The sequence below is a fragment of the Tardiphaga sp. 866_E4_N1_4 genome, assembly GCF_052076075.1.
GTDB classification, from domain to species: domain Bacteria; phylum Pseudomonadota; class Alphaproteobacteria; order Rhizobiales; family Xanthobacteraceae; genus Tardiphaga; species Tardiphaga robiniae.
The window spans coordinates 3,641,869-3,659,256 of the sequence record NZ_CP197242.1 but is presented as its reverse complement, the minus strand read 5'-3'; the positions used below and the strand labels follow the sequence as shown (position 1 = coordinate 3,659,256).

Genomic DNA, 17,388 nt, shown 5'->3' with positions numbered 1-17,388 from the left:
GGTTCGCGCTTCGCGCGCCGGGCTGGGCGTTTGATCCTTTCATATCATCGGCAAAGCGTGTGCCGGTCGAATTATTCAACTAACAATCGGAGCTACAATGGCCAAGAAAGCGAAAAAGAAACTCGTCCGTCGCGAGTACACCAAGGAAGACGTGAAGATCCTGAAGGCGCATTCGAAGGCCCAGACCCCGCTCGAGAAGATTTCCAAGGAGATGAAGCGCACCGGTGGTTCGCTGCGTCAGAAAGCCATCAAGCTTGGCATTCCGCTCGGTCATCGTCGCCGCAAGGCGAAGAAGGTTGCCACGAGGGCTACCAAGGTGACTAAGACTGCAAAGGCCAAGAAGGCCAAGAAGTAAGCTTTCGTACTGAACGAAGCCGGCCTGAAGTTCGTTAGCGCTTCAGGCCGTTTTCTTGGGTGGAGCGATCGATGCGAACCCTGTTTTTGAAGGTCTTGAAGCGGAAATCCTGCGCCGCTATCGCTGTGGTTGCGGCGATACTAAGCATTGGTGCCATCGCACCTGCATTTGTGGTTCCTCCGACGGTCACCCCGTCGCCGGGTTATGATGCCCGGCTTGCCGAGCAACGACGCGCGACTGAAGTGCAGGCGCCTGCGCATACTCGCAAGCCCGCTGCCGCGATCGTCTGCGCAACGTCGTCGGTATAGTCATTGAATCTGATCCGTGAAGCGATTGTCATGACCTACCGCCCCCTGAGGTTGTTTGTGCTCTGTGGTGCGTTGATCGTGGCAACCATTGTCGAAAGCAGAGCGGCGGATTATGCGAGCCAGATCAGTGCCTTTCGCCGAGCGCACAAGCTCTCCTCTGTCACGCTGGACAGTAAATTGAACGCGGTCGCGCTTGCTCAAGCGCAGGCGATGTCATCCAGTGGCAAGGTCAGCCACGAGGTCGGCGGTGTTTTCTCCGCGCGTGTGGGGAAGCTCCGCAAATCCAAAGCAGCAGAGAATATCGCGGCGGGCTTCCTGACATTTCCCGAAACGTTGAGGCAATGGGAAGAGAGCCCAGGTCATCGCGAGAACCTGCTCATGTCCGGCGCACGCAAGGTCGGCGTCGCTTACGTCGCCAATCCCAAGTCGCCCTACCGGATGTTCTGGGCGATGGTCATCACGGATTGATACCTGACAGGTTGCTATGGCTCAAGTGCGCTTGGTCTTGGCCGGCGCGGGCGTGCCGAACAGCGCGTCCTTGATGTCTTTCAGCCCCGATGACAATTTGGACCACCCACAGGTAAGCGGCTCGATCGCGCAATCCGGCTCCTTGGCGCGCACTTTGGGCCGAGGCCTGGGTAGCACGACAGGCTTCGCATCGCTTGGGGTTTCCGCGGTCTGCCGAAAGTCCGTTTCGAGCGCAGCCTGGGTTTGCGCTTCGCGCTGCTTTTCAGCGAAGGCCGCGACGATGACGCTGCGACGCTGATTGTCCAGATAGATCTTGTACTGCTCGTCGATCGCCTTCTGTTCAGCCGTGGTTGGGTTCGGGCCAGCGATATCAAAGCTGCGGTTCTGCATGAAGTCGTGATACGTATAGCCGCCACCGCGCTTGCGCCGTCCCGCGAATTTGCTTTCGCAATCCGACAGCGCCACAGCCTTGGCGTCTTTCGAAGCCGTCGATTTTTCGATGCGCTCGGCGCAATCTTCATAATCCGCAGGCGCGGCAGTCCACCATTGCGCACGAGCAGGCGAAGACATCAACGCGAGACCGGAGAGTGATGCGGTCGTCAGTAGCGCAAATATGAGTGACTTGTATGCGGACAAATGAGCCACGTGGGTTCCGATGTAGATAACAAACCCAATTCTCGCCATTTGTGGGCCATTTTTCAACCTCGGATGTGTTACTTCTCCCCGCTTTTGGAGCAAGTGCAGCATGACTGCATCAGTGCGGTCATGTGGTACGCAGACCGGCGTTATTTCGCGATATAACGCTGATGTGGAAGTGTTTTCAGGCAGAGATCTGTGGCTGCTCTCATATCACTGAAATTGATGACTTCAGAGTTTTGAGTCATTCTTGACAGTAGTTTTCGGATCGCGCTGCTACTCGACGCGCAATCACCTACACGGGACCACACGTAGTTTGCGAAGCGACGGGCTCACGTCCGATGGAGCGGTGTTGTCGTTTCGTTTCGTGCGCCTGGGACTCTATCCGATGACAGACACGAAAAAGGGCGGTCCTTTGGGCCGCCCTTTTTCTCAGATGTCAGTTGTCTTACTGGCAGATGTGTCGTCGGCCGTCCTCGCCGCGGAACCAAGTTCCCGGCTGACACACGAAGCCCATGCGCTGTGCGTAGGAATCGCGCGGGACGCCATTGTAGCCATCATAGGAATTGTAGCTGTTCCGGAACGGCGCAGTTGCGATGGCCCCGGCGGTGCCCACAGCCGCACCCGCTACACCGACCGCGCCGCCAACGACGCCTGCTGCAACGTCACCCGGCCAGAAGCCCGAATCACGATAGCCGCTATCGACCGTACTGGCGCGATATTCCTGCGTGGCCTGCGCCCGGCGATTCATCGGGTCCTTTGCCATCACTGGCGTAGCGATCAAGCCAGAGACCACGGCAGCAGCAGCAAGAAGTTTCATCTTTGTCATGCGGGATTCTCCATCGTTATTATGACAACCAGCCAACGATGGGCGGTCCGAGACGTTCCGCGATAGATGTCCCGATCTTTTAAGGGCATGTGACGCCGGTTCCGGCCCCGTCCTATTTGAACTGCCAACGGGTAGCGATGATCGAACGGCTCTGGTATGGAACTGTCCATGCCCGGTGTTCCTGACCGGGATCGCGGTCCCGTAGCTCAGCCGGATAGAGCGACGGTTTCCTAAACCGTAGGTCGCATGTTCGAGTCATGCCGGGATCGCCAGCTTTCCTTCTGTTTAATCCAAAACAGGCCATTTTCGCGACGATTTCGGGCCTGCTAATGTCAGGCGACGGCGATCTCGCGCTTCTGGAGCATGGCGCGAATCTCTCGTGACGGCTTGGCGGCACTGAAAAGAAAACCCTGCATCTGGGTACAGCCGAGCATACGCAGTGCGTCGAGTTGATCGGCTGTCTCAACGCCCTCCGCCGTGGTGATCATGTTGCGGGCGGCCGCGATGGTTACAACCGCCTGTACGATCGATGACGATCCGCCGGGCGCCACGATGTCCCGGATGAAACTGCGGTCGATCTTGACCTTGTCGAACGGGAATCGCTGCAGATAGCTGAGCGACGAATAGCCGGTCCCGAAATCGTCCAGCGCAATCCCGACACCAATGCCGCGGAGCTGATGGAGGATCGCGAGCGCCATCTCATCATCGCGGATCAGCACTGTTTCGGTGACCTCAAGCTCGAGTCGGTGAGCTGGCAAGTTGGCTGCCACGAGGGCTCGAGTGACATTCAAGGCCAGGGTCTGCGTCGTGAATTGAATCGGCGATACATTGACAGCGAGCTTGATCGGCGCCGGCCAGGAGGCCGCCTCAGCCCATGCCGTTCGCAATACCCAATTGCCGAGTTCGGTAATCAGGCCGGTTTCTTCGGCGATCGGAATGAACTCTGCCGGTGAAACCATGCCGCGAACCGGATGCCGCCAGCGGAGCAACGCTTCGCAACCAGTAATCTCGTTGCTGGCGATATCGACGACGGGTTGATAGTGAACCTCAAGTCCGTCTTCCGCGAGCGCCTTCCGCAGATCCTGCTCCAGCGCGCGCCGCGCCCTTGCGCCTTCATCCATGGCAGGCTCGAAGAAGCGAAAGGTGCGCCGTCCGGCGGCCTTGGCGCTATACATTGCAAGGTCGGCATGTCTCAGCAATTCGTCGAGATCGGAGCCGTCATCGGGGGCTACAGCGATTCCGATGCTGGCATCGGTCGTGATCTGGTGACCAAGGCATTCATAGGGCTGCCGGATGGCGTCATAGAGCGGCACCACCAGATGGGTGACATCGCTGCGGCGAGCAATTCCCGTATGCACGATGGCGAATTCGTCGCCGCCAAGTCGTGCGACAAAGCCCGCATTACCGACACAGCTGCGCAGCCGCGTGGCCACGATTTTCAGCAGCTCGTCGCCGATCGCATGACCGAGCGTGTCATTGACGCTCTTGAACTCATCGATATCGATATAGAGAATCGCAAATCGCGCGCCGTCATGCAGCGTTGCGATTTCCGCTTCGAGGCGCTCACGGAACATCACCCGATTGGGGAGATCTGTCAGAGCATCGTAATGCGCAAGATGGGCGATGCGCTCTTCCGAACGTTTGCGATCGGTGATGTCCTCGAGCGTAGAGGCCCAGCCGCCGTCCCCCGATCTCTGAACGAGGATCTGGATCGAACGACCATCCGGCGTGGTCAGTAGCGTATCGTGGACAGGGCCTTCAGCAACGCTTCGCAAGAACGACGTGCAGTATTCGTCGACATCGCCGATGAAGGTTCCGTTGTCCTTGCGATGCTGGATGAGGTCGCGGAAATAGCAGCCTGGCTTCACGATCTTGTCGGATAGTCCGAACATGTCGATGAAGCGCTGATTGCAGACGACCAGCCGGCCATAGGCATCGAACAACAGCAGTCCCTGCGTCATATTGTTGATTGCAGTATCGAGATGTGTCGATTTTTGCGCCAGCATCCGTTCGGCCGAGCGGTGCTGGCGGTTCAGCTGCCGGACGATCAGGAACAGCGTCGCCAGGATCACCAATGCGGCAAGTGTCGCGCCGATGATTTGATATTTGGTCTGCTCGCGCCAGTCATGCAGGGCCGCGGGCATGCTGGTGGTCGCGACGATCATCACGGGAGCCGCCGCGAGGCGCCTTGCGGAGCCCAATTCGTCTTCCCCGTCGATGGGGCTGATATAGTGCCCCGTCGAGGTTCCGCCCGTCGACCAGAGGTCCTTGAAGACTGAGCTGTTGCTGAGGTTCTGGCCGATAACGGTCTCGTTCTGCGGATAGCGAGCAAGCACGGTGCCGTTGCGGTGGATCATCAAGATCTTGGCGTCTTTTTCGAGCGCGAGGGATGCGAAGAAGCTCTCGAAGTGAACCGGCTCGACGCCGCGGCTGATGATGCCCATGAATTCGCCATGGCGTCCGATCAGCTTGCGCGAAAACACGGCGGTCCATGCACCAGTCACCCTGCTGATGACGGGTTCGGCCAATACGACCGCGGGCCCGTTGTCGGCCTGCAGCGTCTGGAAATGCTGACGGTCGGCAATGTCGATGGCAGGCACCGGCCAGGTTTCCGACGAGTTGAGCAGCTTGCCTTCGGAATCGAACAGGTTGATGCCGCCGACATAGGGCAGGCTGCTGAGCTTGGTGCGTAGCATGCGGTGGACGTCGATCCCCGACATCAGATGCTGATAGGCGGCGCTGTTCTGGATGTTGGCCGACTTCATATAGGTGATGACGTCGTTCTGAATGCCCTGCAGGTCTCCGAACTGCTGGTCGAAGTGTCGTGCGACCAGCAGAACCGTGTTGTCCAGTTCGCGCTTCTTGCTCTCGATGGCGCGGTCTCTAAAATGGACGGTGATGTAGACCGTGCCGATGGCGATGGCGGTAATCAGCAGGCAGCCGCACAGGATGAGGCCTTGGATCGGCCCGCCCTGAAATCGGAAACGGCGCAGCGCGGCGAAGCCAGCAAGGCCGCCAGCGCCATCAGACCGTTCCCCCGACTTTGCGTCGTTTTGCCCCATGCGTAGTTTTGTACCGGGGGGACCGCCAACGCGCCGTTACGAACTTCGGTGAATGATAGGTTAAGACGCTGCGCCATCGCGACGATGTCGATACGCCGCCGGTGGCCTATCCCGCCGCCGAACCATGGACGATATCGGCCTGCTCGCCGCGCTCGATCAGCGATTTGACCAGCGAGGATTTCACGCCGGAGACGTGTTCGCGCATCAGTACCTCCGCGCGCCAGGGCTCGCGGGCCATAATGGCGTCGTAGATCCGGTGGTGATCATCATGACGCCGGCGCACGTCGCGATGCTCGAAGGCGACAATGTTGCGGCTCGATGACATCGGCACGTGGTGGCAGATCCGGATCATCTCCGCCAGCATGCGGTTACGGGCGGCGCCCAGCAGGGTGTCGTGGAAGTCGCCATTGATGCCGCGATAGATGGTGAGATCGCCTTCCGCGAACTCACCGCGCGCCAGCAGTTTGTCGCCGGCGACAAGGCTTTCCTCGATAATGGCGCGCTCCTCGGCGCTCAGTCCACGTTCGGCGGCGAAGCGTGCGGCCACGCCTTCCAGCGATGCGCGAATTTCATAAGCATCGACGATGGCCGAGAGCGGGAATTCACGGACGGTGAAGCCGCGATTGGGGGCGTAGTCGAGCAGCCCTTCGCCGGCCAGTGCCTGCAAGGCGGCCCGGACGGGGGTCCGCGAGACCTCCAGCGTCTTGCTGAAACGAACTTCGTTGATCCGTTCGCCTGCGCTGACCGTGCCATCCAGAATGGCGTCGCGGATCTGATCCGTCACCGATAGCGACCGGTTAGCGGCGCGGCCGGGGCCGCCAGCTTCAGGCGGCGGCAAGGGGGATGAGTCGGGCATCGGTGGTGCTCCGCAGCAAAGTGAATACAATTCAATCCGAGTGTGATCCGTCTTTGCTACTCAGCATACAGGAAAGCGCAATTTTACTGCATAAATATCGCGCATAAAGGGGAGGCAATTCGCGGAAATGATGAGCATCTGAAAAAGTGTATGTAATTCCGATTGACTCGTGACCCGAACCCGCAATGATGCGGTCACGTTCACAAGAAGCAGGCGGTACGCGTCTCATGGCGGCAGGGAAGTCGATCGGCGAAAACGCCATCGAGGAGATCACGGCGGATCGCACCCCGCACTATGAGCCGTTTGGCTGGCATCACTGGCCGGAGCATCCCTGGCTTGCCTATCAATTCCGCCGCGGTCTCGGTGAGACCCAGGAGGGCGGCGGCAGCGTGTCCGAGGTGATGCTGGCCGGTTCGCGGATGATCCCGGGCGACCTCGAAAGCTGGCATAAAGAGTGGATGGTGATCGCGGATGCCAACTGGCAGCGCGGCCTTTCCGAAGAAAAGCTCGGCCACATCCGCACGGCGATGAACTGTTTCCTGCGGGCTGCCGATTATTACCGCCAAGCCGAATTTCATCTCGAGCCGACCGATCCGCGACGGCTGCCGACCTTCGAGAAGATGGAAGCCTGTTCGCATAAGTTCATTTCCTATCTCAATCCGCCCGGCGAAGTGGTCGAAATCCCTTATGAGCCGGGCAAGCCGATCTGCGGCTACTTCATCCGTGCGCCATTTCCGGGCGACAAGCTGCCGGTGCTGATCTGCATGGGCGGTCTCGACTCCATCAAGGACGAGATGTGGTTCATGCAGGCCCATGGTTGCCTGCAGCGCGGCATCTCGGTGCTGATGGTCGATCTGCCCGGGCAGGGCGGTACCTTGCGCCGCCACGGACTTGCAACCCGCGCCGATACGGAAGTGCCGGTCGGCAAATGTGTCGACTGGCTCGAAAAGCGCGCCGATGTCGATAGCTCGCGCATCGCGGTCTGCGGCTCCAGCATGGGCGGTTACTACGCCGCGCGCGCCGGCTGTTACGAGCATCGCCTCGCGGCGGTGATCTCGCACGGGGCTGTCTGGTCGGTGCATGACATGTGGGGCCAGAAGGGCGACGACTTCGGTCTGGCGATGCATATCCGCTGGGTATTTGGCACCAAGACCATGAAGGAAGCTCATGAGCTGATGAAGCCCTTTACGCTGAAGGGCCATCTCGAACACATGAAGTGTCCGTATCTCGTGCTGCATGGCGGCCACGACGTGCTCACGGTGACCGCGGCGCGCTCGACCTATGACCATGCGATTGCCAATGGTGTTGATGCGACATTGCGCGTGCTTGAGCCGGACGAGACCGGCGCCGAACATTGCCAGCACGACAATCCCACCATTGGACAGGAAGTGCTGGCCGACTGGCTCGCCGACAAATTCAAGATCGATCAGCGCACTCTGCTGAAAACTTCGTTCAACCCGCTGGTGTGATCATGAATTTTGGTGTCGATCAGATCAAGGCTGCCGTTGTCGCGATCGACCTGCATCGCGGTCATCTGGACATGTCGGTGGCGACCATGCCGACCACGCCGGATGTCGCGAAGACGGTGATCGCTGCCAATAAGCGGCTATTCGACTGGTGCCGTAGTGTCGGCATTCCCGTGATCCACCAGGTCACGTCCTATCGCGACGAGGCCGAGATCCGCGCCAATCCGTTCTGGCGGACCCGCGCCGAGGATCCAAAAGCAACGCGCAAGAATGTGATGCGGCACAATATCATGGGCGGCCCCGGCTGCACCGTGATGCCGGAGCTGCTGGACCCCAGCGACTTCATCGTCAACACCAAGAAGCGCTACGATTGCTTCTTGGGCACCGATCTCGATTTCGTGTTGCGTTCGCACGGCGTCAATACGCTGCTGATCACCGGCGTGAATACCAACTCCTGCGTGCTGGCGACGACGACGGCTGCCAATGTGCGGGACTATTCGGTGATCGTCGTCGAGGACTGCGTCGACAGCATGGACGGGCCGGAGTTGCATGCCGCCGGCCTCGCCTGCATCCGCACCGCTTTCGGTTTCGTGATGGATACCGATGCCGTGATGCAGCTCGATGGCCTCAAGGGTGCAGGACGCGCCGCATGATCCCCTACAATCTCTCATTTTCGAAGGGCATCCAGCCATGACCGGTCCCATGCAGCCGCGCGAGCGCTGCGACTACTCCGCCATCGTCGATCGTCCCAAGCTGAAGCTGCCGGGCAACGCCCGCATGATCGTCTGGACCATCGTCAATCTCGAGGTCTGGGATATTGCCAAGCCGATGGCGCGTCAGGTGCTGCCGGCGCCGACCGGCGTTCCGCTGCTGCCCGATGTCGCCAATTGGGGCTGGCACGAATACGGCATGCGTGTCGGTGTCTGGCGTTTCTTCGATCTCTACAAGAAGCTCGGCATCAAGCCCACGCTGTCGATCAATGCGCGTGTCTGCGAGGACTATCCACGCGTCGCCCAGGAGGCGAAGGACGCCGGCTGGGAGTTCATGGGCCATGCCTATGAACAGGGGCCCATCCACAAGGAGGCCGACCAGAAAGCGATGATCAACCGCTCGATGGATGTGATCGAGAACTTCACCGGCAAGCGCCCGGTGGGCTGGCTCGGGCCGGGTCTTACGCAGACGCTGGAGACCCCGGAATTCCTCGCCGAAGCCGGCGTGAAATATATCGGTGACTGGGTCTATGACGACGAACCGACCGTGATCCGTACCGAGAAGGGGCCGCTCACAACGCTGCCTTACACGGTGGAGATGAACGACATCCCGATGATGATGGTGCAACATCATGAGAGCACGCAGCTCCTGAACCGTGCCAAGGATCAGTTTGATCGCCTCTATGCTGAAAGCGCCGAGCGGCCGAAGATCATGTCGATCGCGATCCATCCGTATATTTCGGGTCAGCCGTTCCGCATCAAATATCTCGAAGCGATCTATGACTACGTGAACCAGTTCGAAGGCGTGGTGCATTGGAATGGCGCCCAGATCCTCGATTGGCACAATACCCAGGTGGCGAAGTGAGTGTGACGTCCCAGCAGATGCTGCCAGCAATTCCCGTCACCGGCGTGCCGGTCGTGGGGGGCGGTTTTTTCCCTGTACGCCGCGTCTATTGCGTGGGGCGCAACTATCTCGACCACATCCGCGAGATGAAGGAAGCCGACGAGCGCGATCCGCCGTTCTTCTTCCAGAAGCCGCGCGACAGCGTGGTGCCGGACGGCGCGCGCGTGCCTTATCCGGCTTTCACCGAGGACTTCCAGTTCGAGGTTGAGCTGGTGCTGGCGATCGGACGCGGCGGCCGCGATATCGCGGTGGAGGATGCGCTCGATCACATCTGGGGTTATGCCGTCGGCATCGATCTCACCCGTCGCGACCGCCAGCGCGATGCCCGCGATATGCGACTGCCTTGGGAAATGGGCAAAAGCTTCGACGCGTCCGCGCCTTGTGGCGAAATTGCGCCGGCACGCGATGCCCGGCATTTCAACAATTGCGCGATCACGCTGTCGGTGAACGGCGTCGAGAAGCAGCGCGGCGATATCGGCCAGATGATCTGGAGCGTGCCGGAGATCGTGGCGCAGCTCTCGAAGCAGATGAAGCTCGAGCCGGGCGATCTCATCTATACGGGCACGCCTGCCGGCGTGGGTCCCGTCGTTCCGGGCGACGTTATCGACGCGCGGATCGAAGGCCTGCCGTCGCTCGGCATTACCATCGTTGAGCCGGAGACCTGATCATGTTGCCGACCGAACGCATTTCCTACTCGCCGATTGACGCTCGTCCACCGCTGAAGCTGCCGAATGGCAAGCGCATGGCAGTGTGGATCATCGTCAATGTCGAGGAATGGGACGCCAAGCAGCCGATGCCGCGTACGGTGCTGACACCGCCGGCCGGCGGCTCGCCGTCGCCAGACGTTCCGAATTGGGCCTGGCACGAATACGGCAATCGCGTCGGCTTCTGGCGCATGCTGAAAGTGTTCGACGACTACAAGCTCCCCGCCGCGCTGGCGATCAATGGCTCGGCAATCGCCGCCTACCAGCCCATCGTCGAGGCAGCCAAAGCGCGCAACTGGGAATTCATGGGTCACGGTTTCACCCAGCGCAATATGCAGAAGGTTGAGAACGAACGCGAGGATATCCGCAAGACTGCCGACGTGATCGAGAAGGCCACTGGCAAGCGGCCGCGCGGTTGGCTCGGGCCGGGTCTGACCGAGACCTGGGAAACGCCGGACCTGCTGAAACAGGAAGGCTATGACTACGTCGCCGACTGGGTACTCGACGATCAGCCGGTGTGGCTCAAGACGACGACTACGCCCATCGTGAATGTGCCCTATACGCAGGAATGCAATGACGTGGCGATGATGCTGATCCAGCATCACAAAGCGTCGGAATATTACGACCGGGCCATCGACCAGTTCGAGCAGATTTACGAGGATTCCGAGAATTCGGCCCGGGTCATGGCATTGGTTGTGCATCCCTACATCATGGGCGCGCCGCATCGCCTGAAGCACTTCCGCCGGATCTTCGAGACCATCCAGAAGAAATCCGACGTGGCTTTCATGACCGGCGAACAGATTCTCGATTGGTATCTTTCGGTCGGACCGAAAGCGCCAGAAGCATAGATCAGGCAAGCAGCAGGGCATGAGTCTCTTTCAACTCCTCAACGGCCTGACTTTCGCCGCGCTGCTGTTCGTGGTGGCAAGCGGCTTCACGCTGATCTTCGGCCTGCTGCGCATCGTCAATCTCGCGCATGGCGCGCTGTATCTCTTCGGCGGCTATATCGGCTATAGCGTTGCGGTGAAGACCGGCAGCTTTGTGCTCGGCGGTATCGGCGCCATGGCGGCGATTGCGGCCATCGGCTTCGTGCTCGATCAGGGATTGCTGCGCTTCGTACGTGGCAATGAGCTGCGGCAGGTGCTGCTGACGCTCGGCGTCGCCTTTTTCCTCAACGATCTCGCGCTGGTGATCTGGGGCGGCGACAGCTTCACGGTGCCGATCCCGGAGATGTTGCGCGGCGGCACGCGGGTGTTCGGCACCTTCTATCCGATCTACCGGTTGTTTGTGCTGGGGATGGGCATCTTCGTCTTCGTCGGCCTGTGGGTGCTGCTCAATCATACAAAGCTCGGCGCGCTGATCCGTGCCGGCGTCGACGATGCCGAGATGGTCGAAGCCTCCGGCGTCAATATTCGCCGCGTCTTCCTCTTCACCTTCCTGTTCGGTTCGGCGCTCGCCGGCCTTGGCGGCCTGATGGGAGGCGCGTTCCTGTCGCTCTATCCCTCGGCGGACGCGGAAATCCTCACCTTCAGTCTCGCCGTCGTCATCATCGGTGGGCGTGGCAGCCTCGTCGGCGTCGGTGTCGGTAGCCTGCTGGTCGGGCTTCTGAATACGCTCGGTCAGGTGATGTTCCCCGAACTCGCTTATTTCGTGATCTTCGGCCCGATGGCGGTGTTGCTCGCATTCCGTCCGCTCGGCCTGTTCGGACGTGCCACATGACGCAGCCCGTATCCAAAACGTCAGTTCTCGCCGGCATGACTAGCCGTGCGCTCGTCATCGCCGCGCTGGTGGTGATCGTCGCGGCCTGCCTGCCGATGGTGCTGTCGAGCTATCAGGTCGGCCTCGCCACCGAAGTGTTGATCTTCGGAGTCCTCGCCATGTCGATCGATATTCTCGCCGGCTTTGCTGGTCGGACTTCCCTCGGGCATGGTGCCATCTTCGGTGTCTCGACCTATGTCGTCGTTTATGCGACTGGCCAGGCCGGCCTGTCGCCCTGGGCGGGCTTCGCGCTTGGTGTGCTGGCGGCCACCGCGGTGGCCTCGGTATTTGCGCTGCTCGCCGTGCGCACCTCCGGCGTCTATTTCCTGCTGCTGACGCTTGCGCTCGGCATGATCGTGTGGGGCGTCTGCCTGCGCTGGACGCAGGTCACCGGCGGCGAGAATGGCATGCGCGCCGATGTGCGGCCGGCGGCCCTGATGAGCCACAGCGCGTTCTATTGGGCGGTGCTCGCTGGCGCCGTCATTGTATCTTTTGCCATGTGGCGGTTCGTGCGATCGCCGTTCGGCCTGACGCTGCGCGGTATCCGCGATAGCGAAAGTCGCATGCGCAGCCTCGGTTACAATGTGCCGCTGCATCTGTTCATCGGCTTTACGGTGTCCGGCATCTTCGCCGGTATCGCCGGGGGCCTCTACGCGATGTTCAACAATTTCGTCAGCCCTTCGACCGTCGCGCTCGCGCAATCGGTGGAGGGCGTGTTGATGATGATCGCGGGCGGTGTCGGCACGCTGTTCGGCGCCTTTGTCGGCGCAGCTGCGATCATCGTGCTGGAGAACATCGTCAGCTCCTATACCGAGCGTTGGCTGATGGTGCTTGGCATTACCTTCGTTCTCATCATGATCTTTGCCCCCGAGGGCATCATAGGCAAGCTGCGCGCGATCACCTCGCGCAAGGTGCGATAAGTCGGTTTCACGTTTCAATCGGGTTGCTCACGAAAGGACTTCGAGATGGATCGCAGGCAATTTCTCAAGAACACGACGGCGGCTGTGGCTGCCGCGGGCGTCGGCGTCGCTCCGTGCCGCTCCGCACAGGCCCAGGCTGGCCCGATCAAGATCGGTCTCCTGGCGCCGCTGACCGGCGTTGTCGCTTCGGGCGGCAAGGAAATGGTCGAGGGTGTGCAGTTCTATCTCGATCAGGTGAAGAGCGAGATGAGCGGCCGCAAGATCGAGCTGGTGATCGAGGACGATGCGTCGAATCCCGACACCGCTCTGCAGAAAGCGCGCCGTTTGGTCGAGCAGGGCAATTGCCATATGCTGATCGGCAATCTGCTCGCCAATACCGGCCTTGCTGTCGCCAACTACGTTAAGGGCACCGGCACGCCCTACTTCATTCCGATTATCGCGGCTGACGATCTCACCCAGCGCGGCCGCATCAAGAACGTAATCCGCGTCGCCGGCTACTCAGCGAGCGCCTTTACCCATCCGTTCGGTGATTGGGCCCTGAAGCAGGGCTACAAGAAGATCGCCACCATCAGCCAGGATTACACCTTCGGCCATGAACAGTGCGGCGGTCTCGCCCAGGTATTCACCGAAGGCGGCGGGCAGATTGTGCAGCAGTTCTGGCATCCGCTGAACACTGCCGACTTCAGCCCCTATCTCGGCCAGCTTGCCGATCTCAAGGTCGACGCGATCTTCGCGATGGAGACCGGCGCGGACTCGACTCGTCTGATCCAGCAATATGCGTCATTCGGCCTGAAGGAAAAGACGCCGCTGTTGATGGCGATGAACGGCACCGACCAGTCGGTGATCCGCACCATGGGCCCCGAATGCGAAGGCATCATCGCAGCCGCGCATTTCGCCGAAGGTTCGGACGTCCCGACCACGGCGAAGTTCGAGAAGGATTATGAGGCGAAGTACGGCAAGATCCCGTCGCTCTACGGTTTCTCGATGTATTCCGGCATGATGTGGATCGATGCCGCGCTGAAGAAGATGGGCGGCAAGGTCGAGGATCGTGAAACCTTTATCGATACGGTACTGAAGACCGAGCTCGACAATTCGCCGCTCGGCAAGACCGTGAAGTTCGACGACTACGGCAACCCGATCTACGACGTCTACATTCGCAAGGTCGTCAAGCGCGCCGATGGCAAATACTGGAACGTGCCGATCGAGACCTATCCGAATGTCTCGCAATTCTGGAAGTACGATCCGGCGACCTACCTGAAGCAGCCACCCTATTCGCGGACCTTCCAGGGCATCAAGAAGACCTGATTCAATATTGCTGACATCGAGGCGCGGCCGTGTCGCCGCGTCTCGTTCACTGGGAATTATTCGTGTCCGAACCGATCCTGACGCTGACAGATGTGGTGGTGGCCTTCGATGCCTTGCGGGCGGTCGATGGCGTCAGCCTGATTGTGCCGCGAGGCCAGCGCCGCGCCATCATCGGCCCCAATGGCGCCGGCAAGACCACATTGTTCAATGCCATCGCCGGCGCGCATCCGCCGACATCCGGCAAGATCACATTCAATGGACATGACGTGTCCAGGCTGCCGCCGCACCGGCGTGCCCAACTCGGCATCTCGCGCACCTTCCAGATCACCAATCTGTTCCCCACGCTGAGCGTGCAAGACAACATGATGCTGGCGCTGCGCGGATTGAAGCCGAAGAAGTTTTCGCTGTTCGGTTCGCCCGATCCGGACGATAGCGAGGCTACACGTATCGCGGCCGCGCTGAATGCCGCACGGATCGCCGAACGCGCCGACATCATCGTCAAGGAAATGTCCTATGGCGAGCAGCGTCAGCTCGAAATCGCGATTGCGCTGGTGACGACGCCGACCATGTTGCTACTGGATGAGCCCGCGGCCGGCCTGTCGCCGTCGGAGCGCTCGATGATTGCCGAGGTGATCCGCTCGCTCGACCCGGCAATCACCGTGATCCTGATCGAACATGACATGGATCTGGCGCTCGGTCTGGTCGACTACGTCACCTGCATGTTCGAAGGCCGCGTGCTGGTGGAGGAGCCGCCGGAAGGCATCCGCCGCAACAAGCAGGTTCAGGAAGTCTATCTCGGGAAGCCGCGTCATGCTTGAGGTCAAGAATCTGCACAGCGGTTACGGCGACGCCGTCGTGGTGCGCGGCGCCTCGCTCGAGGTGCGTCCCGGTGAGATCGTCGCGCTGCTCGGCCGCAATGGTATGGGCAAGACCACTTTCATTCGTTCCATAATGGGTCTGACGCCGCCACAGGTGCGCTCGGGCACGATCACCTGGCGCGACGAGAGCCTTGTTGGTCTGCGTCCTCATGATATCGCCAATCGCAAGATCGCCATTGTGCCGCAGGGTCGCCGGCTGTTTCCGTCGCTGACGGTCACCGAACATCTGACCATGCTGAAGAGCGCCCGCGCCAAGGACGGCTGGACGCTCGATCGCGTATTCGGCATTTTTCCGCGGCTTGCTGAGCGCCGCTATCACCGCGGCGGCCAGTTGTCTGGTGGTGAGCGCGGCATGCTGGCTGTGGGCCGTGCGCTAATGATCGATCCCGAATTGATCCTGATGGACGAGCCGTCCGAAGGCCTCGCGCCGGTGATGGTGCAGCACCTCGAGAGCATCATTCTCGATCTTAAAAAGGAAGGGTTGTCGATCTTGCTGGTCGAGCAGAATCTCTATAGCGCGCTGGCCGTCGCCGATCGAGTCTACATCATGGAGACCGGGCAGATCGTGCATCACGGCACGTCGCAGGAAATGAATGAGCAGACTGACGTGCTGTTCCAGCGCCTCGGCGTGCATTGAGGTGATCATGAGCGAAAATTTGCTGCGCCAAATTGCTACGGAGTTGAACAATACGCCTGGGGCCGCCGAGCGCACGCCGCGGATGGTGGGAATGGTTGCGGATATCAATGCCCGCATCGCTGCGGAAGCCATCCGCGTGATGCCGTTCGATTCCTCGCCTTACGCCTATCGGGCCTGGCTTGCTGCCGTGGACAAGCGCTGATGCAAAACGCCATCGCTGCCCTCGATCTCTGCGAACTCTCGGACGCCATCGCCAACGGGGAGATCTCGTCGGTGAAAGCGACGGCGGTCGCGCTGGAGCGTCTCGATCTCATTGGCCGCAAGCTTAATGCCGTGGTGCGGCTCGATGACGAACGCGTGCTGGATGCAGCAGAAGCCGCCGACAAGTCACGCGCTGCGGGTGCGGCTCTCCCAGTTCTGCATGGCGTGCCGCTGGCGCACAAGGATCTGTTCTATCGCGCCGGCGATCTCTCCAGCGGTGGATCGAAAATTCGCGCCGACTTTCGTCCCGATGTCACTGCGACGGTCATCAATCGGCTCGACGCTGCCGGTGCGCTCGATCTCGGCCGGCTGCAACTTGCTGAATTCGCCTTGAGCCCGACCGGCTACAACGAACATTACGGCCATGCGCTCAATCCGTGGAACCCAGCCTATGTGCCCGGCGGGTCCTCGTCGGGCTCCGGTGTCGCCGTTGCCGCGCGCCTCGTGACCGGCTCTCTCGGTACCGATACAGGCGGCTCGCTGCGCAATCCCGGTGCGATGTGCGGGCTGGTTGGTTTGAAACCAACCTGGGGTCTGGTGCCGACCGATGGCGTGATGCCGTTGGCAGTGTCGCTGGATTGCGCCGGCCCGCTGACGCGCACCGCGCGCGACGCGGCGCGGTTGCTGTCGGTGATTGCCGACCGCGATTACGAGGCAGCAATCGGTGCCAGTATCGGCGGCATGACCATCGCCGTTCCCGGCGGCTACTATCGCGATTTGCTGGATCCCGTCATCGTCGTGCGGCTGGAACAGGCGGTGGCGGAGTTGCGCGGTCTCGGCGCCCGCATCATCGAGACCACACCGCCGGATATGGCCGTTGTCAACGCATTGATGCTCCTCGTCATGACCGTCGAGGCGGCGACGATTCACCGCCGTTGGCTGATCGAACGGCCGCAGGATTATGCCGACCAGATCCGCGCTCGGATTGAGCCCGGCCTGTTCTTTCCCGCGACACGTTACGTCGAGGCGCTCTCGCTGCGCACGCAGATCACGCAGCAATGGATTGCCTGCTGCATGGGAGCGGCCGACCTGGCATTGCTGCCGGCGATCGCAATTCCGGTGCCGACGATCGAGGCGACAACCGAAGGCGGCCCCGAGGCGGTCGCCCGTATCATAGGTCAACTTGCCCACTGCAGTCGCGGCATCAACTATCTCGGTCTCCCCGGGGCCTCGGTTCCCTGCGGCTTCGACAATGCTGGCCTGCCGGTCGCCTTCCAGCTGATCGGCCGTCCCTATGCCGAAGCCGATATCCTGCGCGCGGCTCATGCTTATCAAGGTGTGACCGACTGGCATCATTGCGTCCCCGCCAGTGCCGAACTGAACTAGGAAAA

The 17,388-nt window shown here is 60.7% G+C and carries 18 protein-coding genes and 1 tRNA gene; 15 read left to right on the top strand and 4 right to left on the bottom strand.

Annotation, left to right across the window (positions count from 1 at the left end; all coding sequences use genetic code 11):
* Nucleotides 1-97 precede the first annotated feature (97 nt).
* Nucleotides 98-355 (top strand): hypothetical protein, encoded by a 258-nt coding sequence (locus tag AB8B20_RS17860; RefSeq protein WP_439074456.1) that lies wholly within the window; start codon nt 98-100, stop codon nt 353-355.
* Between the two features lie 311 nt (nt 356-666).
* The gene (locus AB8B20_RS17855; protein WP_439074457.1) at nt 667-1,131 is read left to right on the top strand and encodes a CAP domain-containing protein; all 465 of its coding nucleotides are present in this window, start codon (nt 667-669) and stop codon (nt 1,129-1,131) included.
* 21 nt (nt 1,132-1,152) lie between these two features.
* Here the strand turns inward: AB8B20_RS17855 and AB8B20_RS17850 are convergent, their stop codons facing one another.
* Together AB8B20_RS17850 and AB8B20_RS17845 are read right to left on the bottom strand one after the other, a co-directional pair.
* Complete coding sequence (locus tag AB8B20_RS17850; RefSeq protein WP_246297809.1) at nt 1,153-1,878, bottom strand: hypothetical protein; 726 nt, start codon at nt 1,876-1,878, stop codon at nt 1,153-1,155.
* Between the two features lie 337 nt (nt 1,879-2,215).
* Nucleotides 2,216-2,596, bottom strand: a complete 381-nt coding sequence (locus AB8B20_RS17845; protein ID WP_231078924.1) for a hypothetical protein — start codon at nt 2,594-2,596, stop codon at nt 2,216-2,218.
* 195 nt (nt 2,597-2,791) lie between these two features.
* Between AB8B20_RS17845 and AB8B20_RS17840 the strand changes: the two genes are divergently transcribed.
* Nucleotides 2,792-2,868: transfer RNA gene (locus AB8B20_RS17840), tRNA-Arg, on the top strand.
* Nucleotides 2,869-2,928: 60 nt separating this feature from the next.
* Here AB8B20_RS17840 and AB8B20_RS17835 read toward each other — a convergent pair.
* On the bottom strand, nt 2,929-5,658 hold the full coding sequence (locus AB8B20_RS17835; protein WP_439074458.1) for a bifunctional diguanylate cyclase/phosphodiesterase: 2,730 nt from the start codon (nt 5,656-5,658) through the stop codon (nt 2,929-2,931).
* A gap of 106 nt (nt 5,659-5,764) precedes the next feature.
* A complete protein-coding gene (locus tag AB8B20_RS17830) occupies nt 5,765-6,514 on the bottom strand; it encodes a GntR family transcriptional regulator (protein ID WP_439074459.1) in 750 nt (249 codons plus the stop codon).
* A gap of 227 nt (nt 6,515-6,741) precedes the next feature.
* On the opposite strand from AB8B20_RS17830, the gene AB8B20_RS17825 reads away from it, so the two are divergent.
* From AB8B20_RS17825 to AB8B20_RS17770, 12 genes are all read left to right on the top strand, one after another.
* Nucleotides 6,742-7,983, top strand: coding sequence for an alpha/beta hydrolase family protein (locus AB8B20_RS17825; protein WP_439074460.1), 1,242 nt, complete (start codon nt 6,742-6,744; stop codon nt 7,981-7,983).
* A gap of 2 nt (nt 7,984-7,985) precedes the next feature.
* Entirely contained in the window at nt 7,986-8,633 is a 648-nt protein-coding gene (locus AB8B20_RS17820; RefSeq protein WP_439074461.1) for a cysteine hydrolase family protein, read from the top strand.
* A gap of 37 nt (nt 8,634-8,670) precedes the next feature.
* Complete coding sequence (locus tag AB8B20_RS17815) at nt 8,671-9,555, top strand: polysaccharide deacetylase family protein (RefSeq protein ID WP_439074462.1); 885 nt, start codon at nt 8,671-8,673, stop codon at nt 9,553-9,555.
* The gene (locus AB8B20_RS17810) at nt 9,552-10,259 is read left to right on the top strand and encodes a fumarylacetoacetate hydrolase family protein (RefSeq protein ID WP_309942401.1); all 708 of its coding nucleotides are present in this window, start codon (nt 9,552-9,554) and stop codon (nt 10,257-10,259) included. The genes AB8B20_RS17815 and AB8B20_RS17810 overlap by 4 nt, the downstream gene beginning before the upstream one ends.
* A gap of 2 nt (nt 10,260-10,261) precedes the next feature.
* Nucleotides 10,262-11,146, top strand: coding sequence for a polysaccharide deacetylase family protein (locus tag AB8B20_RS17805; RefSeq protein ID WP_439074463.1), 885 nt, complete (start codon nt 10,262-10,264; stop codon nt 11,144-11,146).
* Between the two features lie 19 nt (nt 11,147-11,165).
* Nucleotides 11,166-12,017 (top strand): branched-chain amino acid ABC transporter permease, encoded by an 852-nt coding sequence (locus AB8B20_RS17800; RefSeq protein ID WP_439074464.1) that lies wholly within the window; start codon nt 11,166-11,168, stop codon nt 12,015-12,017.
* Nucleotides 12,014-12,976: a branched-chain amino acid ABC transporter permease gene (locus AB8B20_RS17795; protein WP_089267738.1), complete on the top strand. Its 963-nt coding sequence runs from the start codon at nt 12,014-12,016 to the stop codon at nt 12,974-12,976. The genes AB8B20_RS17800 and AB8B20_RS17795 overlap by 4 nt, the downstream gene beginning before the upstream one ends.
* 45 nt (nt 12,977-13,021) lie before the next feature.
* Nucleotides 13,022-14,281, top strand: coding sequence for an ABC transporter substrate-binding protein (locus AB8B20_RS17790; RefSeq protein WP_439074465.1), 1,260 nt, complete (start codon nt 13,022-13,024; stop codon nt 14,279-14,281).
* Between the two features lie 62 nt (nt 14,282-14,343).
* Nucleotides 14,344-15,099: an ABC transporter ATP-binding protein gene (locus tag AB8B20_RS17785; protein ID WP_170849606.1), complete on the top strand. Its 756-nt coding sequence runs from the start codon at nt 14,344-14,346 to the stop codon at nt 15,097-15,099.
* Nucleotides 15,092-15,796 carry an ABC transporter ATP-binding protein gene (locus AB8B20_RS17780; protein ID WP_439074466.1) on the top strand — a complete coding sequence of 235 codons (705 nt, stop codon included), beginning with the start codon at nt 15,092-15,094 and terminating at the stop codon, nt 15,794-15,796. The genes AB8B20_RS17785 and AB8B20_RS17780 overlap by 8 nt, the downstream gene beginning before the upstream one ends.
* Nucleotides 15,797-15,803: 7 nt before the next feature.
* Nucleotides 15,804-15,998 carry a hypothetical protein gene (locus AB8B20_RS17775; protein WP_439074467.1) on the top strand — a complete coding sequence of 65 codons (195 nt, stop codon included), beginning with the start codon at nt 15,804-15,806 and terminating at the stop codon, nt 15,996-15,998.
* Complete coding sequence (locus AB8B20_RS17770) at nt 15,998-17,383, top strand: amidase (protein WP_439074468.1); 1,386 nt, start codon at nt 15,998-16,000, stop codon at nt 17,381-17,383. Before AB8B20_RS17775 ends, AB8B20_RS17770 begins: the two co-directional genes overlap by 1 nt.
* The last annotated feature ends 5 nt before the right edge of the window (nt 17,384-17,388 follow it).